This is a genomic window from Cellulomonas sp. PSBB021 (assembly GCF_002240455.1).
GTDB lineage: Bacteria > Actinomycetota > Actinomycetes > Actinomycetales > Cellulomonadaceae > Cellulomonas > Cellulomonas uda.
Genome location: NZ_CP021430.1, coordinates 2,164,012 through 2,187,504, shown reverse-complemented (window position 1 = coordinate 2,187,504; position 23,493 = coordinate 2,164,012). Strand labels below are relative to the sequence as shown.

15 protein-coding genes and 1 pseudogene are annotated in these 23,493 nt (G+C 73.4%); 15 read left to right on the top strand and 1 reads right to left on the bottom strand.

What is annotated here, in order from left to right:
• The first annotated feature begins 13 nt into the window (after positions 1-13).
• The 15 genes and pseudogenes from CBP52_RS09955 (at position 14) to CBP52_RS18580 (ending at position 19,415) form a co-directional block, all read left to right on the top strand.
• Positions 14-565, top strand: a complete 552-nt coding sequence (locus CBP52_RS09955; protein ID WP_094180813.1) for an NADH-quinone oxidoreductase subunit B family protein — start codon at positions 14-16, stop codon at positions 563-565.
• Positions 562-1,377, top strand: a complete 816-nt coding sequence (locus CBP52_RS09950) for an NADH-quinone oxidoreductase subunit C (protein ID WP_094180812.1) — start codon at positions 562-564, stop codon at positions 1,375-1,377. Before CBP52_RS09955 ends, CBP52_RS09950 begins: the two co-directional genes overlap by 4 nt.
• Positions 1,377-2,738 carry an NADH-quinone oxidoreductase subunit D gene (locus CBP52_RS09945; RefSeq protein WP_094180811.1) on the top strand — a complete coding sequence of 454 codons (1,362 nt, stop codon included), beginning with the start codon at positions 1,377-1,379 and terminating at the stop codon, positions 2,736-2,738. The genes CBP52_RS09950 and CBP52_RS09945 overlap by 1 nt, the downstream gene beginning before the upstream one ends.
• A pseudogene (gene nuoE, locus CBP52_RS09940) lies at positions 2,738-3,636 on the top strand (NADH-quinone oxidoreductase subunit NuoE). Before CBP52_RS09945 ends, nuoE begins: the two are co-directional and overlap by 1 nt.
• Before the next feature lie 3 nt (positions 3,637-3,639).
• Positions 3,640-4,980, top strand: coding sequence for an NADH-quinone oxidoreductase subunit NuoF (gene nuoF / locus CBP52_RS09935; protein ID WP_094180810.1), 1,341 nt, complete (start codon positions 3,640-3,642; stop codon positions 4,978-4,980).
• Positions 4,977-7,568: an NADH-quinone oxidoreductase subunit G gene (locus tag CBP52_RS09930; RefSeq protein WP_094180809.1), complete on the top strand. Its 2,592-nt coding sequence runs from the start codon at positions 4,977-4,979 to the stop codon at positions 7,566-7,568. Before nuoF ends, CBP52_RS09930 begins: the two co-directional genes overlap by 4 nt.
• A gap of 10 nt (positions 7,569-7,578) precedes the next feature.
• A complete protein-coding gene (gene nuoH / locus CBP52_RS09925) occupies positions 7,579-8,916 on the top strand; it encodes an NADH-quinone oxidoreductase subunit NuoH (protein WP_369826349.1) in 1,338 nt (445 codons plus the stop codon).
• Positions 8,909-9,721, top strand: a complete 813-nt coding sequence (nuoI, locus tag CBP52_RS09920) for an NADH-quinone oxidoreductase subunit NuoI (protein WP_094180807.1) — start codon at positions 8,909-8,911, stop codon at positions 9,719-9,721. The genes nuoH and nuoI overlap by 8 nt, the downstream gene beginning before the upstream one ends.
• A complete protein-coding gene (locus CBP52_RS09915; RefSeq protein ID WP_094180806.1) occupies positions 9,718-10,716 on the top strand; it encodes an NADH-quinone oxidoreductase subunit J in 999 nt (332 codons plus the stop codon). Before nuoI ends, CBP52_RS09915 begins: the two co-directional genes overlap by 4 nt.
• Positions 10,713-11,012, top strand: coding sequence for an NADH-quinone oxidoreductase subunit NuoK (gene nuoK, locus CBP52_RS09910; RefSeq protein ID WP_094180805.1), 300 nt, complete (start codon positions 10,713-10,715; stop codon positions 11,010-11,012). The genes CBP52_RS09915 and nuoK overlap by 4 nt, the downstream gene beginning before the upstream one ends.
• A gap of 10 nt (positions 11,013-11,022) precedes the next feature.
• A complete protein-coding gene (gene nuoL, locus CBP52_RS09905) occupies positions 11,023-13,011 on the top strand; it encodes an NADH-quinone oxidoreductase subunit L (RefSeq protein ID WP_094180804.1) in 1,989 nt (662 codons plus the stop codon).
• An 8-nt stretch (positions 13,012-13,019) separates the two neighbouring features.
• Positions 13,020-14,558: an NADH-quinone oxidoreductase subunit M gene (locus tag CBP52_RS09900; protein WP_094180803.1), complete on the top strand. Its 1,539-nt coding sequence runs from the start codon at positions 13,020-13,022 to the stop codon at positions 14,556-14,558.
• A complete protein-coding gene (nuoN, locus tag CBP52_RS09895; RefSeq protein WP_094180802.1) occupies positions 14,555-16,339 on the top strand; it encodes an NADH-quinone oxidoreductase subunit NuoN in 1,785 nt (594 codons plus the stop codon). Before CBP52_RS09900 ends, nuoN begins: the two co-directional genes overlap by 4 nt.
• 97 nt (positions 16,340-16,436) lie before the next feature.
• Positions 16,437-17,444: a polyprenyl synthetase family protein gene (locus CBP52_RS09890; RefSeq protein ID WP_094180801.1), complete on the top strand. Its 1,008-nt coding sequence runs from the start codon at positions 16,437-16,439 to the stop codon at positions 17,442-17,444.
• A 192-nt stretch (positions 17,445-17,636) separates the two neighbouring features.
• Positions 17,637-19,415: an RDD family protein gene (locus CBP52_RS18580; RefSeq protein ID WP_157732571.1), complete on the top strand. Its 1,779-nt coding sequence runs from the start codon at positions 17,637-17,639 to the stop codon at positions 19,413-19,415.
• A 1-nt stretch (position 19,416) separates the two neighbouring features.
• Here the strand turns inward: CBP52_RS18580 and eccCa are convergent, their stop codons facing one another.
• Positions 19,417-23,388: a type VII secretion protein EccCa gene (gene eccCa, locus CBP52_RS09880; protein WP_094180799.1), complete on the bottom strand. Its 3,972-nt coding sequence runs from the start codon at positions 23,386-23,388 to the stop codon at positions 19,417-19,419.
• Between the last annotated feature and the right edge of the window lie 105 nt (positions 23,389-23,493).

Below are 23,493 nucleotides of genomic sequence, written 5' to 3'. Positions count from 1 at the left end.
AGGAGGTCCTGACATGGGGATCGAGGAGGCACCTTCCGGGTTCCTGCTGACGACGATCGAGGACCTCGTCGGCTACTTCCGCAAGGGGTCGCTGTGGCCCGTCACGTTCGGTCTCGCGTGCTGCGCGATCGAGATGATGGCCGCGGGTGCCCCGCGCTACGACCTGTCGCGGTTCGGCATGGAGGTGTTCCGGGCGTCGCCGCGCCAGGCGGACCTCATGATCGTCGCGGGCCGGGTGAGCCAGAAGATGGCGCCGGTCGTGCGGCAGGTCTACGACCAGATGTCCGAGCCGAAGTGGGTCCTGTCGATGGGCGTGTGCGCCTCGTCGGGCGGCATGTTCAACAACTACGCGATCGTGCAGGGCGTCGACCACGTCGTGCCCGTGGACATCTACCTGCCGGGCTGCCCGCCGCGCCCGGAGATGCTCATCAACGCGATCCTCACGCTGCACGACCAGATCCAGAACGAGCCGCTGGGCGTGAACCGCGAGGAGGCCGCCGCGGCGGCCGAGGCGGCGGCGCTGGCGGCCACGCCCACCTCGCACATGACGGGGCTGCTGCGATGAGCGACGAGCCGAAGAAGGACGAGCTGAAGAGGGACGCGGCCGAGGCGGTCAAGCCCGGCGACGGCACCACCGACGCGCAGCGCACGTCCGAGGCAGCGCTCGAGTCGGGCTCGCAGCACGTGCCCGCGACGTCCGGCGCGGCGCGCACGCCGCTCGACGTCGTCGACGTGCGCCACGGGCTGTTCGGAGCGCACGGGCCGGGGGACACCTCGGGCTTCGGCGGGCTCGTGACGACCGTGCTCCTGCCGGGGCCGAGCGAGCGTCCGTACGGCGGGTGGTTCGACGAGGTGGTCGACATCCTCGCCGAGCTGCTCGACGCGTCGGGGACCGGCTTCGCGAACGCGGTCGAGTCGGTCGTCGTGGACCGCGGCGAGCTGACGATCAACGTGGCGCGCGACCACCTCGTCGAGGTGTGCCGGCACCTGCGCGACGACCAGGACCTGCGCTTCGAGCTCGGCCTGGGCGTCTCGGGCGTGCACTACCCGCACGACACGGGCCGCGAGCTGCACGCCGTCTTCCACCTCACGTCGGTCACGCACTCGCGCCGCCTGCGCCTCGAGGTCGCGGTGAGCGACGCCGACCCCCACATGCCGTCGACGACGGGCGTCTACCCGGGCCACGACTGGCACGAGCGCGAGACGTTCGACTTCTTCGGGATCATCTTCGACGGCCACCCGGGCCTCGCCCGCATCGAGATGCCCGACGACTGGCCGGGCCACCCCCAGCGCAAGGACTACCCGCTGGGCGGCATCCCGGTCGAGTACAAGGGCGCGACCGTCCCGCCCGCGGACCAGCGGAGGTCCTACAGCTGATGAGCACCACACGCCCCGCCCCCCACGCCCCGCGCGCCACATCGGGCATCGTCGACGACGAGACCACCGGCATCCCCTCGTTCGAGGCGTCCGGCGGCGACTGGTCGGACATCGCCGAGGAGGCCGCCCGCCTCGGCGAGGAGCGCATCGTCGTCAACATGGGCCCGCAGCACCCGTCCACGCACGGCGTGCTGCGGCTCATGCTCGAGATCGACGGCGAGACCGTCACCGAGGCGCGCGCCGGCATCGGATACCTGCACACAGGTATCGAGAAGAACATGGAGTTCCGCACCTGGACCCAGGGCGTGACGTTCTGCACGCGCATGGACTACGTGGCACCCCTGTTCCAGGAGGCCGCGTACTGCCTCGCGGTGGAGAAGCTGCTGGGCGTCACGGACGACGTGCCGGAGCGCGCGAGCGTCATCCGCGTGCTGATGATGGAGCTCAACCGCATCACGAGCCACCTCGTGTGCCTCGCGACCGGCGGCAACGAGCTCGGCGCGACGACGATCATGACGGTCGGCTTCACCGCGCGCGAGGAGCTCCTCAAGATCTTCGAGCTGATCTCCGGCCTGCGCATGAACCACGCGTACATCCGCCCCGGTGGCGTCGCGCAGGACGTGCCGGCGGGCGGGGTCGAGGCGACGCGCGAGGCGCTGAAGAACGTCGAGCACTACCTGCGCCAGCTCGAGGACCTCATGCTGGCCAACCCCATCCTGCACCTGCGGCTCAAGGACGTCGGCGTCCTCAACCTCGCGGGCTGCATGGCCCTCGGGATCACGGGCCCGATGCTGCGCTCTGCCGGCCTGCCGTACGACGTGCGCAAGGCCGCGCCGTACAGCGGGTACGAGACGTACGAGTTCGACGTCCCGACCGTGACGAGCGAGGACGCCTGGGGTCGCGTCGAGGTCCGCCTCGAGGAGATCTACCAGTCGATCAAGATCGCGCGGCAGGCCCTCGACCGGCTCGAGAAGAACCCCGGGCCGGTGATGGTCGCGGACAAGAAGATCGCGTGGCCCGCACAGCTCGCGATCGGCTCGGACGGCATGGGCAACTCGCTCGCGCACATCAAGGAGATCATGGGCACCTCGATGGAGGCCCTGATCCACCACTTCAAGCTGGTGACCGAGGGCTTCCGCGTGCCGGCCGGCCAGGTGTGGCAGACGGTCGAGCACCCGCGCGGCGAGCTCGGCGTGCACCTCGTCTCGGACGGCGGGACGCGCCCGTACCGCGCGCACTTCCGCGACCCGAGCTTCAACAACCTGCAGGCGACGTCGATCGTGTGCGAGGGCGGCCAGGTGGCCGACGTCGTCGTCGCCGTCGCGTCGATCGACCCGGTGCTCGGAGGGGTGGACCGCTGATGTCCGTCGAGGAGCTGGTCCCGCGCGAGCCCGGCCGGGTGCACGCCGCGTCGTACGACGACGTGACGCTCGCCCGGCTCGAGGCCGACGCCACCGTGATCAAGGCGCGCTACCCGCAGGAGCGCTCGGCGCTGCTGCCGCTGCTGCACCTCGTGCAGTCGCAGGACGGCTACGTCAGCCCGCGGGGCATCGCGTTCTGCGCGCAGACGCTCGGGCTGACCACGGCCGAGGTGTCCGCGGTCGCGACGTTCTACACGCAGTACAAGCGCCACCCCAACGGCGACTACACCGTGGGCGTGTGCACCAACACGCTGTGCGCCGTCATGGGCGGCGACGCGATCTACGAGCACCTGTGCGACCACCTCGGCATCGGGCACGACGAGACCACCGAGGACGGCAAGGTCACGCTCGAGCGCGTCGAGTGCAACGCCGCGTGCGACTACGCGCCGGTCGTGATGGTGAACTGGGAGTTCTTCGACAACCAGACCCCCGAGTCGGCGGCAGCGGTCGTCGACGCGCTGCGCGCGGGGAGCCGGTCGCGCCGACGCGCGGCGCGGACCAGGTCGTCACGTTCAAGGAGATGTCGCGCGTGCTCGCGGGCTTCCCCGACGGCCGCGCCGACGAGGGTGTCGGGGCCGGTGAGGCGACGCTGCGCGGCACCGTGCTCGCGCACGAGCAGGGTTGGACCGCCCCGCCGCTGCCCGGCCAGGACGAGCGTCGTCGCACGAGCGCGCGGACCACGACGCGCGCCCGGACGGGGACCGCCCGCGCCGCTGCGTCCGAGCCCCGCACGGGCGACGAGCAGTCGAGCGCGGAGCGCCCGGTGACGGGCGAGCGCGACACGTCGTCGCAGCAGCAGGAGACCAAGCAGGCCTCGTCCGACGCGAAGGAGGACTGAGCGATGGCGACGACCCTCGCACCGGTGCTCACCGACCACTGGGACGCCGAGCGCTCCTGGAGCCTGGCGACGTACGAGGCCAACGGCGGCTACCGCGGCCTGCGGCGCGCGCTGGGGATGCCGGCGGCGGACGTGGTCACCGCGGTCAAGGACTCGGGCCTGCGCGGCCGCGGTGGCGCGGGCTTCCCGACGGGCATGAAGTGGGGCTTCCTGCCCGCGCCCGACGGCGGGCCGCGCTACCTCGTCGTGAACGCGGACGAGTCCGAGCCGGGGACCTGCAAGGACATCCCGCTCATGATGGCGAGCCCGCAGCACCTCATCGAGGGCGTGGCCATCACGTCCTACGCGATCGGCTGCCACCACGCGTTCATCTACGTGCGCGGCGAGGTCGTGCACGTGTACCGCCGCCTGCTGCGCGCGGTCGAGGAGGCGTACGCGAAGGGCTACCTCGGGAAGAACGTCCTGGGCTCGGGCTTCGACCTCGAGGTCACGGTGCACGCCGGCGCCGGCGCGTACATCTGCGGTGAGGAGACCGCGCTGCTCGACTCGCTCGAGGGCCTGCGCGGCCAGCCGCGCCTCAAGCCCCCGTTCCCCGCGGTCGCGGGCCTGTACGCGCGCCCGACGGTGGTCAACAACGTCGAGTCGATCGCGTCGGTGCCCGGGATCCTGGTCGGCGGGGCCGACTGGTTCAAGCAGATGGGCACCGAGCGGTCGACCGGCCACGGCCTGTTCTCGCTGTCGGGCCACGTCACGCGGCCCGGCCAGTACGAGGCACCGCTGGGCATCACGCTGCGTGAGCTGCTCGAGATGGCGGGCGGCGTCCGCGAGGGCCACGAGCTGAAGTTCTGGACCCCGGGCGGCTCGTCCACCCCGATCTTCACGGCCGAGCACCTCGACGTCCCGCTCGACTACGAGTCGGTGGGCGCCGCGGGCTCGATGCTCGGCACGCGCGCGCTGCAGATCTTCGACGAGACCACCTCGGTGGTCCGTGCGGTCACGCGGTGGACGGAGTTCTACAAGCACGAGTCGTGCGGCAAGTGCACGCCGTGCCGCGAGGGCACGTTCTGGCTCGCGCAGGTCATGCAGCGCCTCGAGCGCGGTCAGGGCACGCCCGCCGACATCGAGCTGCTGCTCGACCTGTGCGACAACATCCTGGGTCGCGCGTTCTGCGCGCTCGGCGACGGTGCGACGAGCCCCGTGACGAGCGCCATCCAGTACTTCCGGGACGAGTTCGAGGCCGGGTGCCACACGCCCGCGGACGTCCTGTTCCCGCCCGAGCGCAGCGCGCTGTTCGACTACACGCCTCGCCGTCGCGGCGCGGCACTCGCGGGGGTGCACGCATGACGATCACCTCGGACCGCTCGCAGACGGGGTCGCCGCTCGTCCCGGCCGCCCCGCCCGTCGCCGCGCCCGTGCCGGCGGACACGGTCACGTTCAGCATCGACGGCGTCGAGACGACCGTGCCCAAGGGCACGCTCGTCATCCGGGCCGCCGAGCAGCTCGGCGTGCAGATCCCGCGGTTCTGCGACCACCCGCTGCTCGCACCCGCCGGTGCGTGCCGCCAGTGCCTCGTCGAGGTCTGGGCGCCCGGCCGCGACGGCAACCTCGCCAAGATGCCCAAGCCGCAGGCCTCGTGCACGCTCGAGGCCACGCCGGGCATGCAGGTCAAGACGCAGCACACGTCGCCCGAGGCGGACAAGGCCCAGCACGGCGTCATGGAGCTGCTGCTCATCAACCACCCGCTCGACTGCCCGGTGTGCGACAAGGGCGGCGAGTGCCCGCTGCAGAACCAGGCGATGAGCAACGGCCGCGCCACGTCGCGGTTCGTCGACGTCAAGCGCACGTTCCCCAAGCCCATCGCGATCTCGACGCAGGTGCTGCTCGACCGCGAGCGGTGCATCCTGTGCCAGCGCTGCACGCGGTTCTCCGAGGAGATCGCCGGCGACGTCTGGATCGACCTGCAGAAGCGCGGTGCGCAGCAGCAGATCGGCACGTTCGACGTCGAGGTCCTCGGCTTCGCGGGCGACGTGCCCGTCGGCGCCTCGACGCTCGACACGAGCGGGCAGCCGTTCGCGTCGTACTTCTCGGGCAACACCGTGCAGATCTGCCCCGTGGGCGCCCTCACCTCGGCCGCCTACCGGTTCCGCGCACGCCCGTTCGACCTGGTCTCCACGCCCGGGGTGTCCGAGCACGACTCGCAGGGCTCCGCGATCCGCGTCGACCACCGCCGCGGCGTCGTCATGCGTCGCCTCGCGGGCGAGGACCCGGCGGTCAACCAGGAGTGGATCACCGACAAGGACCGCTTCGCGTTCCGCTGGCAGTCCTCGCCGGACCGCATCACCACCCCGCTGGTGCGCGACCGCAACGCCGACGGCACGCGCGGCGAGCTGCGCCCCGCGAGCTGGGTCGAGGCCTTCGGGGCCGCGGCCGCGGGCCTGCGCGACGCGCTCGCCGCGGGCGGCGTGGGCGTGCTGCCCGGCGGCCGGGTCACGCTCGAGGACGCGTACGCGTACGCCAAGTTCGCGCGCGTCGTGCTCGGCACCAACGACGTCGACCACCGGGCGCGCCCGCACTCCGACGAGGAGGCCGCGTTCCTCGGCCACCACGTCGCGGGCCGCACGCTGGACGTGACGTTCGCGGACGTGACGTCCGCGCCGACCGTGCTGCTCGTCGGCCTCGAGGCCGAGGAGGAGGGCGGCATCCTGTTCCTGCGGCTGCGCGACGCCGTCGTCAAGCGCGGCACGGCCGTGCTGTCGGTGGCCGCGCTCGCGAGCCGCGGGCTGGAGCGCCTGTCCGGCACGCTCGTGCCGGCCGCGCCCGGCACCGAGGCCGAGGTGATCGAGGGCATCGACGCCGGTTCCGACGAGCCGGTGCTCGCGCGCGCCGCCGAGGCGCTCGCCGCGCCCGGTGCCGTGGTGCTCGTCGGTGAGCGCGCGGCGTCGTCGACCGGTGCGCTCTCCGCGGTGCTGCGGCTCGCGGCCCGCACGGGGGCGCGCGTGGCGTGGGTGCCGCGTCGCGCCGGTGAGCGCGGTGCGGTCGAGGCAGGCACGCTGCCGACTCTGCTGCCGGGCGGTCGCCCCGTCGCGGACGCGGCCGCGCGCGTCGACATCGCCGCGGTGTGGGGCGTCGAGCACCTCCCGGAGGCCCCCGGCCGCAGCGTCACGCAGATCGTCGCCGCCGCGCGCGACGGCTCGCTCGCCGGGCTCGTCGTCGGCGGCGTGGACCCGGCGGACCTGCCGGACCCGGCGCTCGCGCGCGACGCGCTCGAGAAGGCCCGCTTCGTGCTCTCGCTCGAGGTGCGCCCGTCGGCCGTCACGGAGCGGGCGGACGTGGTGCTGCCCGTCGCGCCGCCGGTCGAGAAGCCGGGCACGTTCGTCACGTGGGAGGGCCGACCGCGGCCGTTCCCGCAGGCGCTCGTGTCCCACGCGCTGAGCGACCACCGCGTGCTGCACGGGCTCGCCGCGGAGCTCGGGGTCGACCTCGGGCTCGGCTCGGTGAGCGACGTGCACGCGGAGCTCGACCAGCTCGGCGGGTGGGACGGGACGCGGCTCGACGCGCCCGACGTCCGGCCCGGCGAGCCGCCCGCCGTGCCCGCGGGCCACGCGGTCCTCGCGACGTGGCACCAGCTGCTCGACGCGGGCCGGCTGCAGGACGGCGAGCCGCACCTGGCCGGCACGGCCAAGCGACCCGTCGCACGCGTCTCGGCAGCGACCGCGGCGTCGGTCGGCGTGGCCGACGGCGCGCCGCTCGCGGTGAGCACCGACGCCGGGACCGTGACGCTGCCGGCGCAGGTCAGCGACGTGCCGGACTTCGTCGTCTGGCTGCCGACGAACGCGCCCGGCTCGGCCGTGCGCGACACGCTGCACGCCGTCGGCGGTGACCTGGTGCGGCTCGCACCCGGCACCGTCGTCACGCAGGACGAGGAGGTCTGACGTGCACACGATCCTGCTCGCCGAGCCCGTCGCGCCGGTCACGGCCGACTTCTCGAACGACACGTGGTGGATCTGGCTCATCAAGGCCGTCGCGATCCTCGTGTTCCTGCTCACGAGCGTGCTGTTCGCGATCTGGTTCGAGCGCAAGGTCGTCGCGCGCATGCAGGTGCGCCCCGGCCCCAACGTGCACGGACCGTTCGGCCTGCTGCAGTCGCTCGCCGACGCCATGAAGCTCCTGTTCAAGGAGGACATGACGGTCAAGGCGGCCGACAAGGTCGTGTACATCGTCGCGCCGCTCATCGCGGTGTTCTGCTCGCTGCTGACGTTCGCGGTGATCCCGCTCGGGCCGACCGTGAGCATGTTCGGCGTCGAGACGCCGCTGCAGCTCACCGACTTCCCGGTCGCCGTGCTGTACATCCTCGCGTGCGCGTCGGTCGGCGTGTACGGCATCGTCCTCGGCGGCTGGTCGTCGAACTCGACGTACCCGCTGCTCGGTGGTGTGCGCTCCACCGCCCAGGTGATCTCCTACGAGCTCGCGATGGGCCTGTCGCTGGTCAGCGTGTTCGTGCTCGCCGGGTCGATGTCGACGTCGCAGATCGTGTCCTCGCAGACGCAGCTGTGGTGGTTCCTGCCGCTGCTGCCCGCGTTCGTGATCTACGTGATCTCGATGGTCGGCGAGACCAACCGTCTGCCGTTCGACCTCCCCGAGGCCGAGGGTGAGCTGGTCTCCGGCTACATGACCGAGTACTCGTCGATGAAGTTCGCGTGGTTCTTCCTCGCGGAGTACATCAACATGCTCAACGTCTCCGCGGTCGCGACGACGCTGTTCCTCGGCGGCTGGCGCGCGCCGTTCATCCCGGCCGACCACTTCCTGCAGCAGGGCTGGTGGCCCGTGCTGTGGTTCCTGGCGAAGCTGTGGGCGCTCATGTTCTTCTTCGTCTGGGTGCGCGGCTCGGTGCTGCGGTTCCGGTACGACCAGTTCATGAAGCTCGGCTGGAAGGTGCTCATCCCCGCCGCGCTCGCGTGGCTCGTCCTGGTCGCCGTCGTGCAGGGGCTGCGCCAGTTCCCCGAGTTCGCGGACCTCGAGCTGCGGACCATCCTGTTCGTCATCGCGGGCATCGTGGCGGTCGGCGTGGTGATCTCGCTGTTCGTCCCCGAGAAGAAGCGCCCGGAGCCGGCGACGCCGCCGCGCGTCCTCGACGCGTTCGCCGACGGCTACCCCGTCCCGCCCCTGCCCGGTCAGGTGCTCCCGCCGTCGCCGCGCCGGGCGCGCGTGCCCGCGGGTGCCCCGGGCGAGCCCGACGAGCCCGATGCGCAGACCGACACGAAGGAGGTGCACGGTGGCTGAGCCGCGCAAGAAGCCGCCCGCCCCGCGCCCGCAGCAGGCCGGTGCGCCCGCCGGGGGCAAGGCCGTCGCCCGCAAGCCCGCCTCGGAGGTGGGAGCGCCCGCGGCACCGCAGTACGAGTCGCTCATCCCGCAGTCGTCGGGCCTGCGCGCGCTGCTCGCCCCCGTCGGCGGGTTCGGCGTGACGCTGTCGAACATGTTCCGCAAGACCGTCACCGAGCAGTACCCGCGCGAGACGGTCCCGACGAAGCCGCGCTACCACGGCCGTCACCAGCTCAACCGCTACGCCGACGGCCTGGAGAAGTGCATCGGCTGCGAGCTGTGCGCGTGGGCGTGCCCCGCGGACGCGATCTACGTCGAGGCCGGGGACAACACCCCCGACGAGCAGTACTCGCCCGGGGAGCGCTACGGCCGCGTCTACCAGATCAACTACCTGCGCTGCATCTTCTGCGGGCTGTGCATCGAGGCGTGCCCCACGCGCGCGCTGACGATGACGAACGACTACGAGCTCGCGGGGCCGACGCGCGCCGGGATGATCTACGAGAAGCAGGACCTCCTCGCGCCGCTGCGTGACGGCATGCTCGCGGCGCCGCACCCCATGGCCGAGGGCACGACCGACACCGACTACTACCGCGGCGAGGTCACCGGGGCCACGCAGGCGCAGCAGGACTGGGTCCGCGAGCAGCGGCCCGACGACCCGACGCTGCCCGAGGGACCGGGGCTCACCCCGGCCGAGCAGGTCGGGCCCACCGCAGCGGCCATGGCCGCGAACGTCGCCGCCGCGCACCGCCAGGGCGGTGCCCGATGAGCGCAGCGCTCTCGGCGGCCGCGCTGGCCGCCGACCTCACCTCGAGCCTGCCCGCCGTCGGGGCGCTGCCCCGCGCGGTCGACTCGGCCGGGGACCCGTCCACCGCCGAGGCCGTCCTGTTCTGGGTGCTCGCGCCCGTCATGGTCCTCGCGTCGCTCGGGCTGCTCTTCGCGCGCAAGGCCGTGCACGCCGCGCTGTCGGTCATCCTCGTGATGATCTGCCTCGCGTTCATGTACGTCACGCAGGGTGCGGTCTTCCTCGGCGTCGTCCAGGTGGTCGTCTACACCGGCGCGATCATGATGCTGTTCCTGTTCGTCCTCATGCTCGTCGGCGTGAGCACCGCGGACTCGCTCGTCGAGACCATCCGCGGGCAGCGCTGGATCGGCTGGGTGGCAGGGCTCGGGCTGCTGGTCGTGCTCGCGGGCGTGATCGGGACCGCCGCGTACCCCGAGCCCACCGGGCTGGGCGGCGCCAACGAGGCGTCCAACCCCGTGGGCATCGCGCACCTGATCTTCGGCAGGTACGTGTTCGCGATGGAGGTGGTCGGCGCACTGCTCGTGACCGCCGCGCTCGGCGCCCTCGTCTACACGCACCGCCGCCGGCTCACCCCGCGCCTCGGCCAGCGCGAGCGCGCCGAGGCGCGCGTGCGCGACGGGCAGCACCTCGCGCCGCTGCCCGCGCCGGGCGTGTACGCCAAGCACAACGCCATGGACGTGCCCGCGCTCGACCCGTACGGGCAGCCGATCGAGAGCTCGGTGCCGCGCGTGCTGCGCGTGCGCGGCCAGGAGGCCGACGCCGCGGAGTACGCCGCGCGGATCGACCGCGTGCTCGCGGGCAAGGCGGCGGTCGACCGCGGCACGAGCGCGTCCGACGAGCAGGGCACCACCCCGCCGCCGCACGCCGAGCCGCAGTCGGCGCCGATCGGCGAGCCGCGCATCGCGGATGCGGTCGCGGGCGTGGACGCCGGCGCACCGGACTCGGAGGAGGGCAAGTGACGCTCACCCACTACCTCGTGCTGTCGGGGATCCTGTTCTCGATCGGTGCGGCGGCCGTGCTGCTGCGCCGCAACGCGATCATCGCGTTCATGGGCGTCGAGCTCATGCTCAACGCCACCAACCTCTGCCTCGTGACGTTCTCGCGCATGCACGGCGAGCTCACGGGCCAGGTGCTCGCGTTCTTCGTGATGGTCGTGGCCGCCGCCGAGGTCGTCGTCGGGCTCGCGATCATCGTGGCGATCTTCCGTACCCGTCGGTCGGCCTCGATCGACGACGTCAACCTGCTGAAGAGCTGAGGGGACGGCTGTGCACTCTCTTGCCCTCGCGGCGACCCTGCCCGCGGTGTCCCCGGTGGTGAACCCGGCCGGGGCGACCGCCTCCGGCGGTGTCTGGTCGTTCGCCTGGCTGGTGGTCGCCCTGCCGCTCGCCTCCGCGGCCGTGCTGCTGCTCCTCGGCCGGCGTGCCGACCGGTGGGGGCACTGGCTCGGCGTGCTCGCCTCCACCGGCGCGTTCGTCGTCGGCCTGCTCGCGATGCTCGAGGTCCTCGGGCAGGACGCATCCTCGCGGGTGTGGGACCTGCGGCTCGGGACGTGGATCGACGCGGGTGCGCTGCACCTCGACGCGGGGCTGCGGTTCGACCCGCTGTCGCTCACGTTCGTGCTGCTCGTGACGTTCGTCGGCACGCTCATCCACGTCTACTCCGTGGCGTACATGGAGCACGACACCGACCGTCGCCGGTTCTTCGCGTACCTGAACCTGTTCGTCGCCGCGATGCTCCTGCTCGTGCTCGCCGACTCGTTCGTGCTGCTGTTCGTCGGCTGGGAGGGCGTCGGTCTGGCGTCCTACCTGCTCATCGGGTTCTGGAACCACAACACGCCGTACGCGGTGGCCGCCAAGAAGGCGTTCGTCGCGAACCGTGTCGGTGACGTGGGCCTGCTCGTCGCGATGGGCCTGATGTTCGCGCACTTCGGCGCGCTCGACTTCGGGACCGTCCTCGCCGACCCGGCGGCGCACGCGAGCGAGGGGACGCTCACCGCGATCGGCCTCATGCTGCTGCTCGCGGCGTGCGGCAAGTCGGCGCAGTTCCCGCTGCAGTCCTGGCTGGGTGACGCGATGGCCGGCCCGACCCCCGTCTCGGCGCTCATCCACGCCGCGACGATGGTCACCGCGGGCGTGTACCTGATCGTGCGCTCGGGTGCGATCTTCGAGGCCGCGCCGAGCGCGCAGCTCGTCGTCGTGGTCGTCGGCGCGATCACGCTGCTGTTCGGGGCGATCGTCGGCTGCGCCAAGGACGACATCAAGAAGGCCCTCGCGGCGTCGACGATGTCGCAGATCGGCTACATGGTGCTCGCGGCCGGCCTCGGCCCCGTCGGCTACGCGTTCGCGATCTTCCACCTGGTGACGCACGGGTTCTTCAAGGCCGGGATGTTCCTCGGTGCCGGGTCCGTCATGCACGGCATGGACGACCAGGTGGACATGCGCCGCTTCGGCGGCCTGGCCCGCTACATGAAGGTCACCTGGATCACGTTCATGATGGGCTGGCTCGCGATCCTCGGGATCCCGCCGTTCTCCGGCTTCTTCTCCAAGGACAAGATCATCGAGGCCGCGTTCATCCCCACCGACGGCGCGCAGTGGCGCGCGTGGGTGTTCGGGACGGTGGCCCTCGTCGGCGCCGGCATCACGGCGTTCTACATGTCGCGCCTGTTCTTCATGACGTTCGAGGGCGAGCGCCGCTGGACCACCCGCAAGGACGGCTCCGAGCAGCACCCGCACGAGTCACCGGCCCTCATGACGTGGCCGATGATCGTCCTCGCGGTCGGCTCGGTCGGCCTCGGCCTGTTCCTCGCGCTCGGCAACCGGTTCACCGGCTGGCTCGAGCCCGTCACGGGGCACGTCGAGCACGAGGAGCCCGTCCTGCCCGCCGGTGTGCTCATCGCCCTCACGCTCACCGTGGTCGTCGCCGGCCTCGTGCTGGCGTGGCGCCGGTACGCGACCGCGACCGTGCCCGTCGTCCCGCCGCTCGGCACCGCGCTCACGCGCGCCGCGCGCGTCGACCTCTACCAGGACGCCGTCAACGACGCCGTGCTGGTCGAGCCCGGGCAGCACCTGACGCGCTCGCTGGTCTACGCCGACCACGCGGTCGTCGACGGCGGGGTCAAGGGGGTCACGCACGCGACCGTCGGTCTGGGCGCGCTGCTGCGCCGCCTGCAGACCGGATACGTCCGCACGTACGCCGCGACGATGCTCGGAGGCCTCGTGGTCCTCCTCGTCGTCGTGCTGGCCGTCCAGAGCTGAGGAGAGCGATGTCGCCCGACTTCCCCTGGCTGACCACGCTGATCGCGTGGCCGGTCCTCGGTGCGCTGGTGCTGTGGTTCGCGCCGAGGGCGCTGCGCCCCCGGGCGCGCGTCGTGGCGCTCGGTGTCGCGCTCGTCGAGCTCGTCCTGCTCGGCCTCGCGCTCACCGCGTTCGACACCGCCGACGCCGGCACCGTCCAGCTCACCGAGACGCACCGGTGGATCCCCGCGATCGGCGCGTCCTACGCGGTCGGGGTCGACGGCGTGGGCCTCGCGCTCATCGCGATGTCCGTGCTGCTCGTCCCGCTCGTCGTCCTCGCGGCGTGGCGCGAGCAGGGCTCGGGCACCACGACGAGCGACGCGCTGCGCCACTACCTCGCGCTCGCGCTCGTGCTCGAGGCGTTCATCGTCGCGGTGTTCGCCGCACGTGACGTCTTCCTGTTCTACGTGCTGTTCGAGGCCATGCTCATCCCCGTGTACTTCATGATCGGCGGGTACGGGGGAGCCGAGCGCCGGTACGCGGCCGTGAAGTTCCTGCTCTACTCGCTCGCGGGCGGCCTGATCATGCTCGTCGGCGTCATCGCGCTGTACCTGCAGGGCCCGCGCGGCGAGGACGGCTTCCTCACCGAGAAGCTCACCGGGCTCGACCTGTCGACCGGCACCGAGCGGTGGCTGTTCGTCGCGTTCTTCATCGCGTTCGCGATCAAGGCGCCCATGTTCCCCGTGCACACGTGGCTGCCCGACGCCGCCGAGCAGGCACCCGCCGGCACGTCGACCCTGCTGGTCGGCGTGCTCGACAAGGTCGGCACGTTCGGCATGCTCACGCTCTGCCTGCCGCTGTTCCCGCAGGCGTCGCGGTGGGCCGCGCCCGTCGTCATCGTGCTCGCGGTCGTGTCGATCCTCTACGGCGCGCTGCTCGCGATCGGCCAGAAGGACCTCATGCGGCTCATCGCGTACACGTCCGTGTCGCACTTCGGGTTCATCGTGCTCGGCATCTTCGCGTTCACGTCGACGTCGGTCGCGGGCTCGTCGTTCTACATGGTCAACCACGGGCTCTCGACCGGTGCGCTGTTCCTGATCGCCGGCTTCCTCGTCGCGCGCCGCGGCTCGCAGCGGATCGACGCCTTCGGCGGCCTGCAGAAGGTCGTGCCCGTCCTGGCGGGCCTGTTCCTCGTCGCCGGCCTGTCCGCCCTGTCGCTGCCGGGTCTGTCGACGTTCGTGTCCGAGTTCATGGTCATCGTCGGCACGTTCGCCCGGCACCCGGCCGCCGCGGTCGTCGCGACGCTCGGCGTCGTGCTCGCCGCGATCTACGTGCTGTGGACCTACCAGCGCATCTTCACCGGGCCGCCGCGCGAGGAGGTCGCGGGCTTCCGCGACGTCACCGCGACCGAGCGGTGGGCCGTCGCGCCGCTCGTCGCCGCGATGCTCGTGCTCGGCTTCGTCCCTGGCCCCGCGCTCGACCTCGTGCGTCCGCCCGCGTCCGTGACGCTCGACGTCGTCGGCGTGCAGGACGTCCCGGCCGCTGCTCTCGAAGGGAGCGACCAGTGAGCTTCACCGCACCGGAGATCGCCTGGGGCGCGCTCAGCCCCGTCGTGATCGTGCTCGTCGCGGGCATCGTCGGCGTGCTCGTCGAGGCGTTCGTGCCCGACCGCGCGCGGCGGGCCGCACAGCTCGTGCTCGCGTTCGGCGCGCCCGTCGGCGCGATCGTCGCGGTCGCGGCGCTGTGGGACGGCGTCTCGTCGTCCGGCGGGACGGACGTGCTCGACGGCTCGCTGCTCGTCGACGGCCCGACGCTCGTCATCCAGGGCGTCATCGCGGTCCTCACCCTGCTCGCGCTGCTCGTCGTCGCCGACCGCACGGCCACCGGCGAGGACGCGTTCGCGCCCACCGCGGCGTCGATCCCCGGCTCGGACTACGAGGAGCTCGCACGGCGCAAGGGGCTCACGCAGACAGAGGTCTACCCGCTGCTGCTCCTCGCGACCGGCGGCATGATGATCCTGCCCGCGACCGGCGACCTGCTCACGCTGTTCGTCGCGCTCGAGGTGCTCTCGCTGCCGCTGTACCTGCTGACCGGCATGGCGCGCCGCCGCCGCCTGCTCTCGCAGGAGGCCGCGCTCAAGTACTTCCTGCTCGGTGCGTTCGCGTCCGCGCTGCTGATCTTCGGCGTCGCGCTCGTCTACGGCTACTCGGGCACGCTGCGCTACTCGGAGATCGCCGCCGCCACGGGCACGCCCTCGGCGCTCGACCCGCTGCTGCTCGTCGGCGCCGTGCTGCTGCTCGTCGGCCTGCTGTTCAAGGTCGGCGCGGTGCCGTTCCACTCGTGGACGCCCGACGCCTACCAGGGCGCCCCGACCCCGATCACCGGCTTCATGGCCGCGTGCACCAAGGTCGCCGCGTTCGGTGCGCTGCTGCGCGTGTACTACACGATCTTCCCCGGCCTGCAGTGGGACCTCGACGTGTTCCTGTGGACCGTCGCGATCGCCACCATGGTCGTCGGCACGGTCGTGGCGCTCGTCCAGACGGACATCAAGCGCCTGCTCGCGTACTCGTCGATCGCCCACGCGGGGTTCATCCTCACGGGCGTCGTCGCGCTCGACGAGGCGGGCGTCAGCGCGGTGCTGTTCTACCTGCTGGTGTACGGCGTCGCGACGGTCGGGGCGTTCGGCGTGGTGTGGCTCGTGCGTGAGCGCACGGTCCCGCAGGCGACGACCGACGCGGCGGCCGACGAGCTCGCCGAGGCCGGGGACGAGGACCTGCGCACCAGCGTGCTCGGCGAGGCCACGCACCTGTCGCAGTGGGCCGGGCTCGGGCGCACGCATCCCGCGCTCGCGGGCGCGTTCGCGCTGTTCCTGCTGTCCTTCGCGGGCATCCCGCTCACCGCGGGGTTCATCGGGAAGTTCGCCGTGTTCTCCGCCGCGGTCGACGGCGGTGCCTGGCCGCTCGCACTCGTCGGCGTGCTGAGCTCGGCCGCGGCCGCGTTCTTCTACGTGCGGATCATCGTGCTGATGTACTTCACGCCCGCGCCCGGCCGCGACGAGGCCGCCGTGGAGCCGTCCGACGAGGACGCCGCCGCACCGGTCGTCGAGGGCCGCGCGTCCGACGAGAACGCCGCACCGGGCGAGGACGTCACGCTCGCCGGGGCCGACGGGTCGTCCGCCGTCGCGACGCTCGTGGCCGCGCCGACCGCGACGACCACGACGACGGTCGTGCCGTCCGAAGGGCTCGCCGCGGTCGCGATCGCGGTCGCCGCCGTCCTCACGGTCGTGCTCGGCGTGTTCCCGACGCCCGTGCTCGACCTCATCTCCGACGTCGCGAGGTTCCTGCCCTGACCAGGCCCGGTCCGGCTCCCGAGATCACCGTCCGGTTCGTCCGTTACGCCCGGTCGGGCGTGCTGGCGCACCCTCGTGGCCGGGATAGGTTCGTCTCGTGACTTCGACCGCGGCCATCCCGCTGGCCGACCAGGCCCTTGCCGACCGGCTCACCGCGCGCCTCGCCCTCGTCGAGGAGGCACTGCGTGACGCGGTCGGCAACGCCGACGCCCTCGCGGACTCGGCGTCGCGCCACCTGGTCAACGCCGGCGGGAAGCGCCTGCGCCCGCTGCTGACCCTGCTCGTCGCCGAGCTGGGTGACGGGGCGCGCCGGGAGGTCATCGACGCTGCCGTCGTCGTCGAGCTCACGCACCTCGCGACGCTCTACCACGACGACGTCATGGACTCCGCACCGCTGCGCCGCGGTGCGCCGTCCGCGCACGAGGTCTGGGGCAACTCCGTCGCGATCCTCACGGGCGACCTCCTGTTCGCCCGGGCCTCCACGACCGTCGCCGGCCTCGGCCCCGAGGCGGTGCGCATCCAGGCGCGCACGTTCGAGCGGTTGTGCCTCGGCCAGCTCCACGAGACGGTCGGCCCGCGCGAGGGTGACGACCCGGTCGCGCACTACCTGCAGGTGCTCGCCGACAAGACCGCGTCGCTGCTCGCGACGTCCGCGCGGCTCGGCGCGATGTTCGCCGGCTGCACGCCCGAGGTCGTCTCCATCGTCATGGAGTTCGGCGAGCGCATCGGTGTCGCCTTCCAGCTCGCCGACGACGTCATCGACCTCACCTCCGACGGTGCGCTGACCGGCAAGACCCCCGGGACGGACCTGCGCGAGCGTGTCCCGACGATGCCCGTGCTCCTGCTGCGAGCCCGCTGCGCGGGTCCCGCCGCGAGCGACGAGGACCGGGCGCTGCTCGCGCGCCTCGACGGGGACCTGTCCGACGACGCCGCGCTCGACGAGGCCGTCGCGCTGCTGCGGGCCCACGCCGTCCTCGACGAGACCCGGGACCAGGCGGTCGCGCTCGCGCACGACGCCGTGCGCGTGCTCGAGCCGCTGCCGGCCGGGCCGGTCAAGGACGCGCTCGTCTCCTTCGCCGACGCACTCGTCGACCGCGCCTCCTGACGACGGGCCGTCGCACCCCGCGCACCACCCGTGCGGGGGACACCTCGGGCCCCGCGCGTCTCGCGGTACGACCTGCTCGTGCGGTGCTGTGCACGGACCGGGCGAACGCATCGGGCGCATCTGGCACGATGCTCGCGGCAGGCCGGGGAGCGCGCGAGCGGACCGGCCACCGCGACGAGGAGGGTGGCGAGCGTGAGCGGCAAGCTGTGCGGGACGTGCGGGGCTGAGCTCGAGGCGGGGGCGATGTTCTGCGCCGAGTGTGGCGCGCGCGTCCAGGCCCCGCCCGCGCCGCCGGCGCCCGGACCCGTACCCGCCCCCGTACCCGCTGCCGTACCCGCTGCCGTACCCGCTGCCGACGACCCCGTCCGGACGTCGCGCGACGTGCCCCCGAGCGCGCCCGCCGCGACCGCCGCGCCGGCTCCTGCGCCCACGACGGCCGCGACCGCGTGGGGCTCGGAGCCGGTCACCGCCGCGTCGGTCGCCGCACCGCCGAGCGGCGGTGGGCGTCGCGACGCGCGTGCGGCCGGGACGTTCCCGGTCGTGCCGGGGAGCGTTGCGCCCGTCGGGCGCCGCGTCGCCGCGTACGCGATCGACCTCGCCGCGCTCTCGCTGCTCGCCGGGCTGGGCGTGGTGATCTCGCTGGCCGTCGCGGGCACCCCCGAGGCGGGAGCGCGCCCGAGCGCGGCGTCGTTCCTGCCGTCCCTGCTGGGCGGGCTCGGCGGGCTCGCGCTGTGGATCTGCGAGTCGGTCACCGGCGCGACCGTCGGTGGTGCGCTGCTGGGGATACGGACGGTGTCGGCCGAGACCGGCCGTCCCGCAGGTCTGCTGCGCATCTTCGTCCGGCAGCTCGTCGTGGGACTCGGCTACGTCGCGTGCCTCGTCGGGGAGTGGCTCGTCGTGGCGTCGGGCGTGTTCGACAAGACGCCCGCGCAGCGGGGCTGGCACGACAAGGCCGCGGGCACGATCGTCCTGCTCGCGAACGCGACGGGGGTCGCTCGGTCCGAGGACCCCGCGCAGGCGTGGGACCGGGCCGTGGCGCGCGCGGTCGGGCCCGTGCCCCCGCCGCCGCCGTCGTCTGCGCCGGCGCCTGCTCCCGCCCCTGTTCCCGCGCCGGTCGCCCCCGCACCCGTCGCCCCCGCACCCGTGACCCCCGCGCCCGTGACCGCTGCGCCCGTGACCGCTGCGCCCGTCACCACCCCGCCCGTCACCGCGCCGCCCGTCGCGGCTGCGCCCCCGGCGGAGCCGGCGGCGGGCGCCGCGGCAGCGGAGCCGGAGCCCGCCGCCACGATCGGTCTCGTGCCGCTCCCGCCGGGCGTCGGGACGGGCCGGCCCACCGAGCGCCCGCCGGCCGACGGCCTCATCACGGGCCCGCCCGCCCGCACGCAGCCCACGTCCGCCGAGCCGGCCCCGCCCGCGCCCACGTCGGGCTGGTCCGACACGCTCGCCGGTGAGGCGCGGCGCACGCCGGGCGACACCCCGCCGGCGGGCCATGACCGGGTCGAGCCCGCGGCCGCGCGCGTCGAGGACACGTCGACCGCCGCGCAGCCGATCGCGCGGGCGGCGGCGGACCACCCGCGCTGGACGGAGGAGCTCGACGACATCGAGCTCACGCGCCTGCGCACGCCCGTGACCGGTCAGCCGCCCGTGCCGCCCGGCCTGCGCCTGGTGTTCGACACGGGTGAGCGCGTCGACGTGCTGGGTGAGGGCGTCGTGGGGCGCGCGCCCCAGGGCGACGTCGAGCACGTCGTGGCGATCGACGACCCGGCGCGGTCGCTGTCGAAGACGCACCTCGCGTTCGGCCCCGCCGAGCCCGGGACGCTGTGGGTCGTGGACCGCGGCTCGACCAACGGCACGCTCGTGGTGCGTCCCGACGGGACGGCGGCGACCCTGCCGGCGGGCACGCGCGCGAGCGTCGGCCCGGGTTGGTCGCTGCGTCTGGGCGAGCGCACGGTGCGGATCGAGGCGCGCTGACTCAGGTCGTCGACGGCGTCCAGGCGAGCTGGACCACCTGCAGGCCCGCCTCGCGCGTGACGAGCTGGGCGCGTCCGGGCACCGACGGCACGGGCCGTGCGGCGCCGACGAGCGCACCCTCGTCGGGGCTGCCCGACATGACGATCCCGGGCGCCGCGAGGTCGCGCACGGCCTGCAGCACGGGGTCGTACAGCGAGCGTGACGCGCCACCGGTGCGTCGGGTGAGCACCAGGTGCAGCCCGACGTCGCCGGCCTGTGCGAGCAGCGGGACGAGCGACGTGAGCGGGTTCCCGGACGAGGTGGCGACGAGGTCGTAGTCGTCGACGAGGACGTACACCTCGGCACCGGTCCACCAGGAGCGGGCTCGCAGCTGGTCGGGTGTGACGTCGGGGCCGGGCAGCCGCCCGCGCAGGTACGCGGCGAGGTCCGACAGCTCGGCGGTCGCCTGCTCGTGCGTGGTCAGGTAGCTCGTGAGGTAGGTGTCGGGGATCTCGCCCAGCAGCGCGCGGCGGAAGTCCACCGCGATGATCTGGGCCTGCTGCGGCGTGTGCAGGCGCTGGATCTCGCTCGCGACGGCGCGCAGGAACGCGGACTTGCCGGCACCCGAGTCGCCGAACGCGTACAGGTGGTGCTCGTCGCGCACGTCGACGACGACGGGGGCGAGCGCTGCCTCGTCGATGCCGAGCAGGATGCCGGGCGCCTGAGGTGTGCGCGCGCGCAGCTCGTCGAGCGTGACCTGCTCGGGCAGCAGGCGCAGCTTGGGCGGGGGAGCGCCGCGCCACGACTGCGCGACGGTCTGCACGAGGTGCTGCACGCCGGCGCCGAGCGTGTCGGGCGACCCGTCGCCGTCGATGCGGGGCAGCGCGGTGAGCACGTGGTGCTTGGACGCGACGAGCCCGCGGCCGGGGCGCTCGCGCGGGACGGACGCCGCGACCTTGCGGTCGAGCTCGGAGTCCGTCGGGTCGCCGAGGCGCAGCTCGAGCCTCGTGCCGAACAGGTCCTTGATCTGGGTGCGGAAGTCCATCCAGCGGCTCGCGGACGCGAGCACGTGGATGCCGAACGTGAGTCCGCGCCCGGCGAGCGCCTGGAGGCGCGGCTCGAGCTCGTCGAACTCCTGGCGGATCGTGGACCAGCCGTCGACGACGACGAAGACGTCCCCGTACCCGTCGTCGACCTGGCCCGCGGCGCGCCGCTGGCGGTACGTCTCGACGGAGTCGACGCCGTGCGCCCGGAAGTACCGCTCGCGCGCGTCGACGATCCCCTCGACCTCGGCGACGATCCGCCGCACGACGTCGGGCTCGGCGCGCGTGGCGACGCCAGCGACGTGCGGCAGCCCGACGAGCGGCGTGAACGTGCCGCCGCCGAAGTCGAGCACGTACAGCTGCACCTCCAGCGGCGTGCGGGTGAGCGCGAGACCGGTCAGGACGGACCGCAGGACCGTGCTCTTGCCGGACCGCGGGCCGCCGACGACGGCGAGGTGCCCGCCCGCGCCCGCGAGCGACAGCGTGAGGTTCTCGCGCCGCTGCTCGAGCGGGCGGTCGACGATGCCGAGCGGGAACGTCAGCGCGCCGGCCTCGCGCCAGCCGCGCGAGACGAGCCCGAGCTGGGGGTCGACCGCGAGGTCCGGCATGAGCCGGTCGAACGTCTCGGGCACGACGAGCGGCGGGAGCCACACCTGGTGCGCGGCGGGGCCCTGGCCGCGCATGAGCGAGACCGCGATGTCGAACGTGGCGCGCTTCTCGTCGTCGTCGTCGAGGTCCGGCTCGTCGGGCTCGTCGCGACCCGCGGCGGCGGTCAGCACCGGCGCGGCGGTGAACGACTCGAGGCGCGCACGGCCCGTGGCGACGGGGCCCGCCCCGGCGGCCGTGCGGCGCCGCGCCTTCGGCGGACCCGAGACGTAGGACGCACGGAACTGGATCATCGTCGTCGGGTCGGGCTTGAGGTAGCCGACGCCGGGCACGGGCGGCAGCTCGTACGCGTCGGGCACGCCGAGGACGGCGCGCGACTCGGACGCGGAGAACGTGCGCAGGCCGATCCGGTACGACAGGTGGGACTCGAGGCCGCGCAGGCGACCCTCCTCGAGGCGCTGGCTGGACAGCAGCAGATGCATCTGCAGCGAGCGGCCGAGGCGCCCGATCGCGACGAACAGGTCGACGAACTCGGGCTTGGCGGCGAGCAGCTCGGAGAACTCGTCGGCCACGATCAGCAGCGCGGGCAGCGGCTGCAGGTCCGGCCGGTCGGTACGACGCGCCTTCTCGTAGTCCGCGACGTTCGCGAAGTTGCCCGCGGCGCGCAGCAGCTCCTGACGGCGCACCATCTCGCCCTGCAGCGCGTCCTGCATGCGGTCGACGAGCGTGAGCTCCTCGCCGAGGTTCGTGATGATCGCCGAGACGTGCGGCATGTCCGCCATGCCGGCGAACGTCGCGCCGCCCTTGAAGTCGACGAGGACGAAGTTGAGGTCCTCGGAGGAGTGCGTGAGCGCGAGCGCGAGCACGAGCGTGCGCAGCACCTCCGACTTGCCGGAGCCGGTCGCGCCGATGATGAGCCCGTGCGGGCCCATGCCCTGCTGCGCGGACTCCTTGATGTCGAGCGCGACGGGCTGTCCCTGCGGGGTCAGGCCGATCGGGACGCGCAGCCGGTCACGCGCGAGCCGCGGGCGCCACGCGCGCGACAGGTCGAGGTCGCGCACGTCGCCCAGGCCGAGCAGGTCGACGAGCTCGGCGGAGACCTGGCCCTCGTCGCGCTGCGGCCCGGCGTCCACGTACAGGGGGAGCAGGCGGCGCGCCGTGGCCTCCGCCTCCGGCAGCGAGAGCCGGTCGCCCTTGAGCCGCGTGGGCTCCATCCCCAGGCGCAGCACCTCGACGGGCACGCCACCGTCGGGCAGCGCCGCGCCGAGCAGGAACCGCAGCGTGTTCGCGTCCTCGAGCTCCTCCCAGTGCTCGGGCAGCTCGAGCACCGTGACGCCGAGCACGCCGTCGGGCGTGACGATGCCGTTGCCCACGGGGACGTGACCGCCGTCGACGACGACGAGCAGGTGGGGCACGGGCGTCGAGCCGACCGGTGCGCGGCCGAACCGCGGCCGGTCCGCGAGCCCCTCGGGCAGCAGCCCCTCGATCTCGGCGAGCGTCGTGCCGATCATCCGGGCCGCTCCGACGGCGTCGCGCTCGCGCGTCGAGTGGGCGTGCGGCAGCCACTTCACCCAGTCCCACGCGGGCAGCGCGCGCTCGCCCGCGAGGACGGCGATCTGCAGCTGGTCGGGGGAGTGGAACGTCGCGAGCTGCGCGACGACGGCGCGGGCGAGCCCGCGGGCCTCGTCCTCGGCCCCGGCGACCTCGATGCGTGCCGCGCTGCGCACGTCGACCGACAGCGGGATGTCCTGCTGCACGCGGTGCGTGACCAGGAACCGGTGCGCGGCCGAGGCCGCCACGGGGTCGAGCTGCGCGAGCGGGGGCGTCTGCGGCGCCTCGAGCTGCAGCGCGAGCTGCTGCGCGCCCGTCCCGAGCCGCGCGCGCAGGAACTCCGGGTGGTCGGGTGTGCGCTCCCACGCCCGCGAGCGCTCCTCGGCGATCGCCGGCAGCGCGCCGGGCTCGGGTGCGAACCACTGCGCCGCGCGCCGCTGCGCCCGGGCCGCCTGGCGCACGGTGCGGCGCAGGTCCGCCAGGTACGCGAGGTACTCGCGCCGCGCACCGACGACCTGCGCCTGGTGCTGCGCGCGCTGGCGCCACCCGTTGACCGCGACGAAGCCCAGCGACGCGACCAGGAACATGCCGCCCGCGATCATGCCCTTGCCGCCCGGCTGCGACATCGAGATGAAGACGATCGAGCCCACCGAGCCGAGCATCGGCACGAGGTTCGAGAGCACGCCGCTGACGCCGTCGGACGGCTGGATCTCCGGCGGCGGCTGCATGACGACCTGACCCGTGGGGACGGGCGGTGGGCCGGCCTGGACGCCACGGTCGGCGGTGATCGACATCGCTCTCCTCGCTGCCCGGAGCGTGCGCCGGGGTCGAGCATGCACGGGACCACGCAACGGTACCCGCACCGGGGCGATCCGGACCCGTAGCATGTGGGCGGCCAC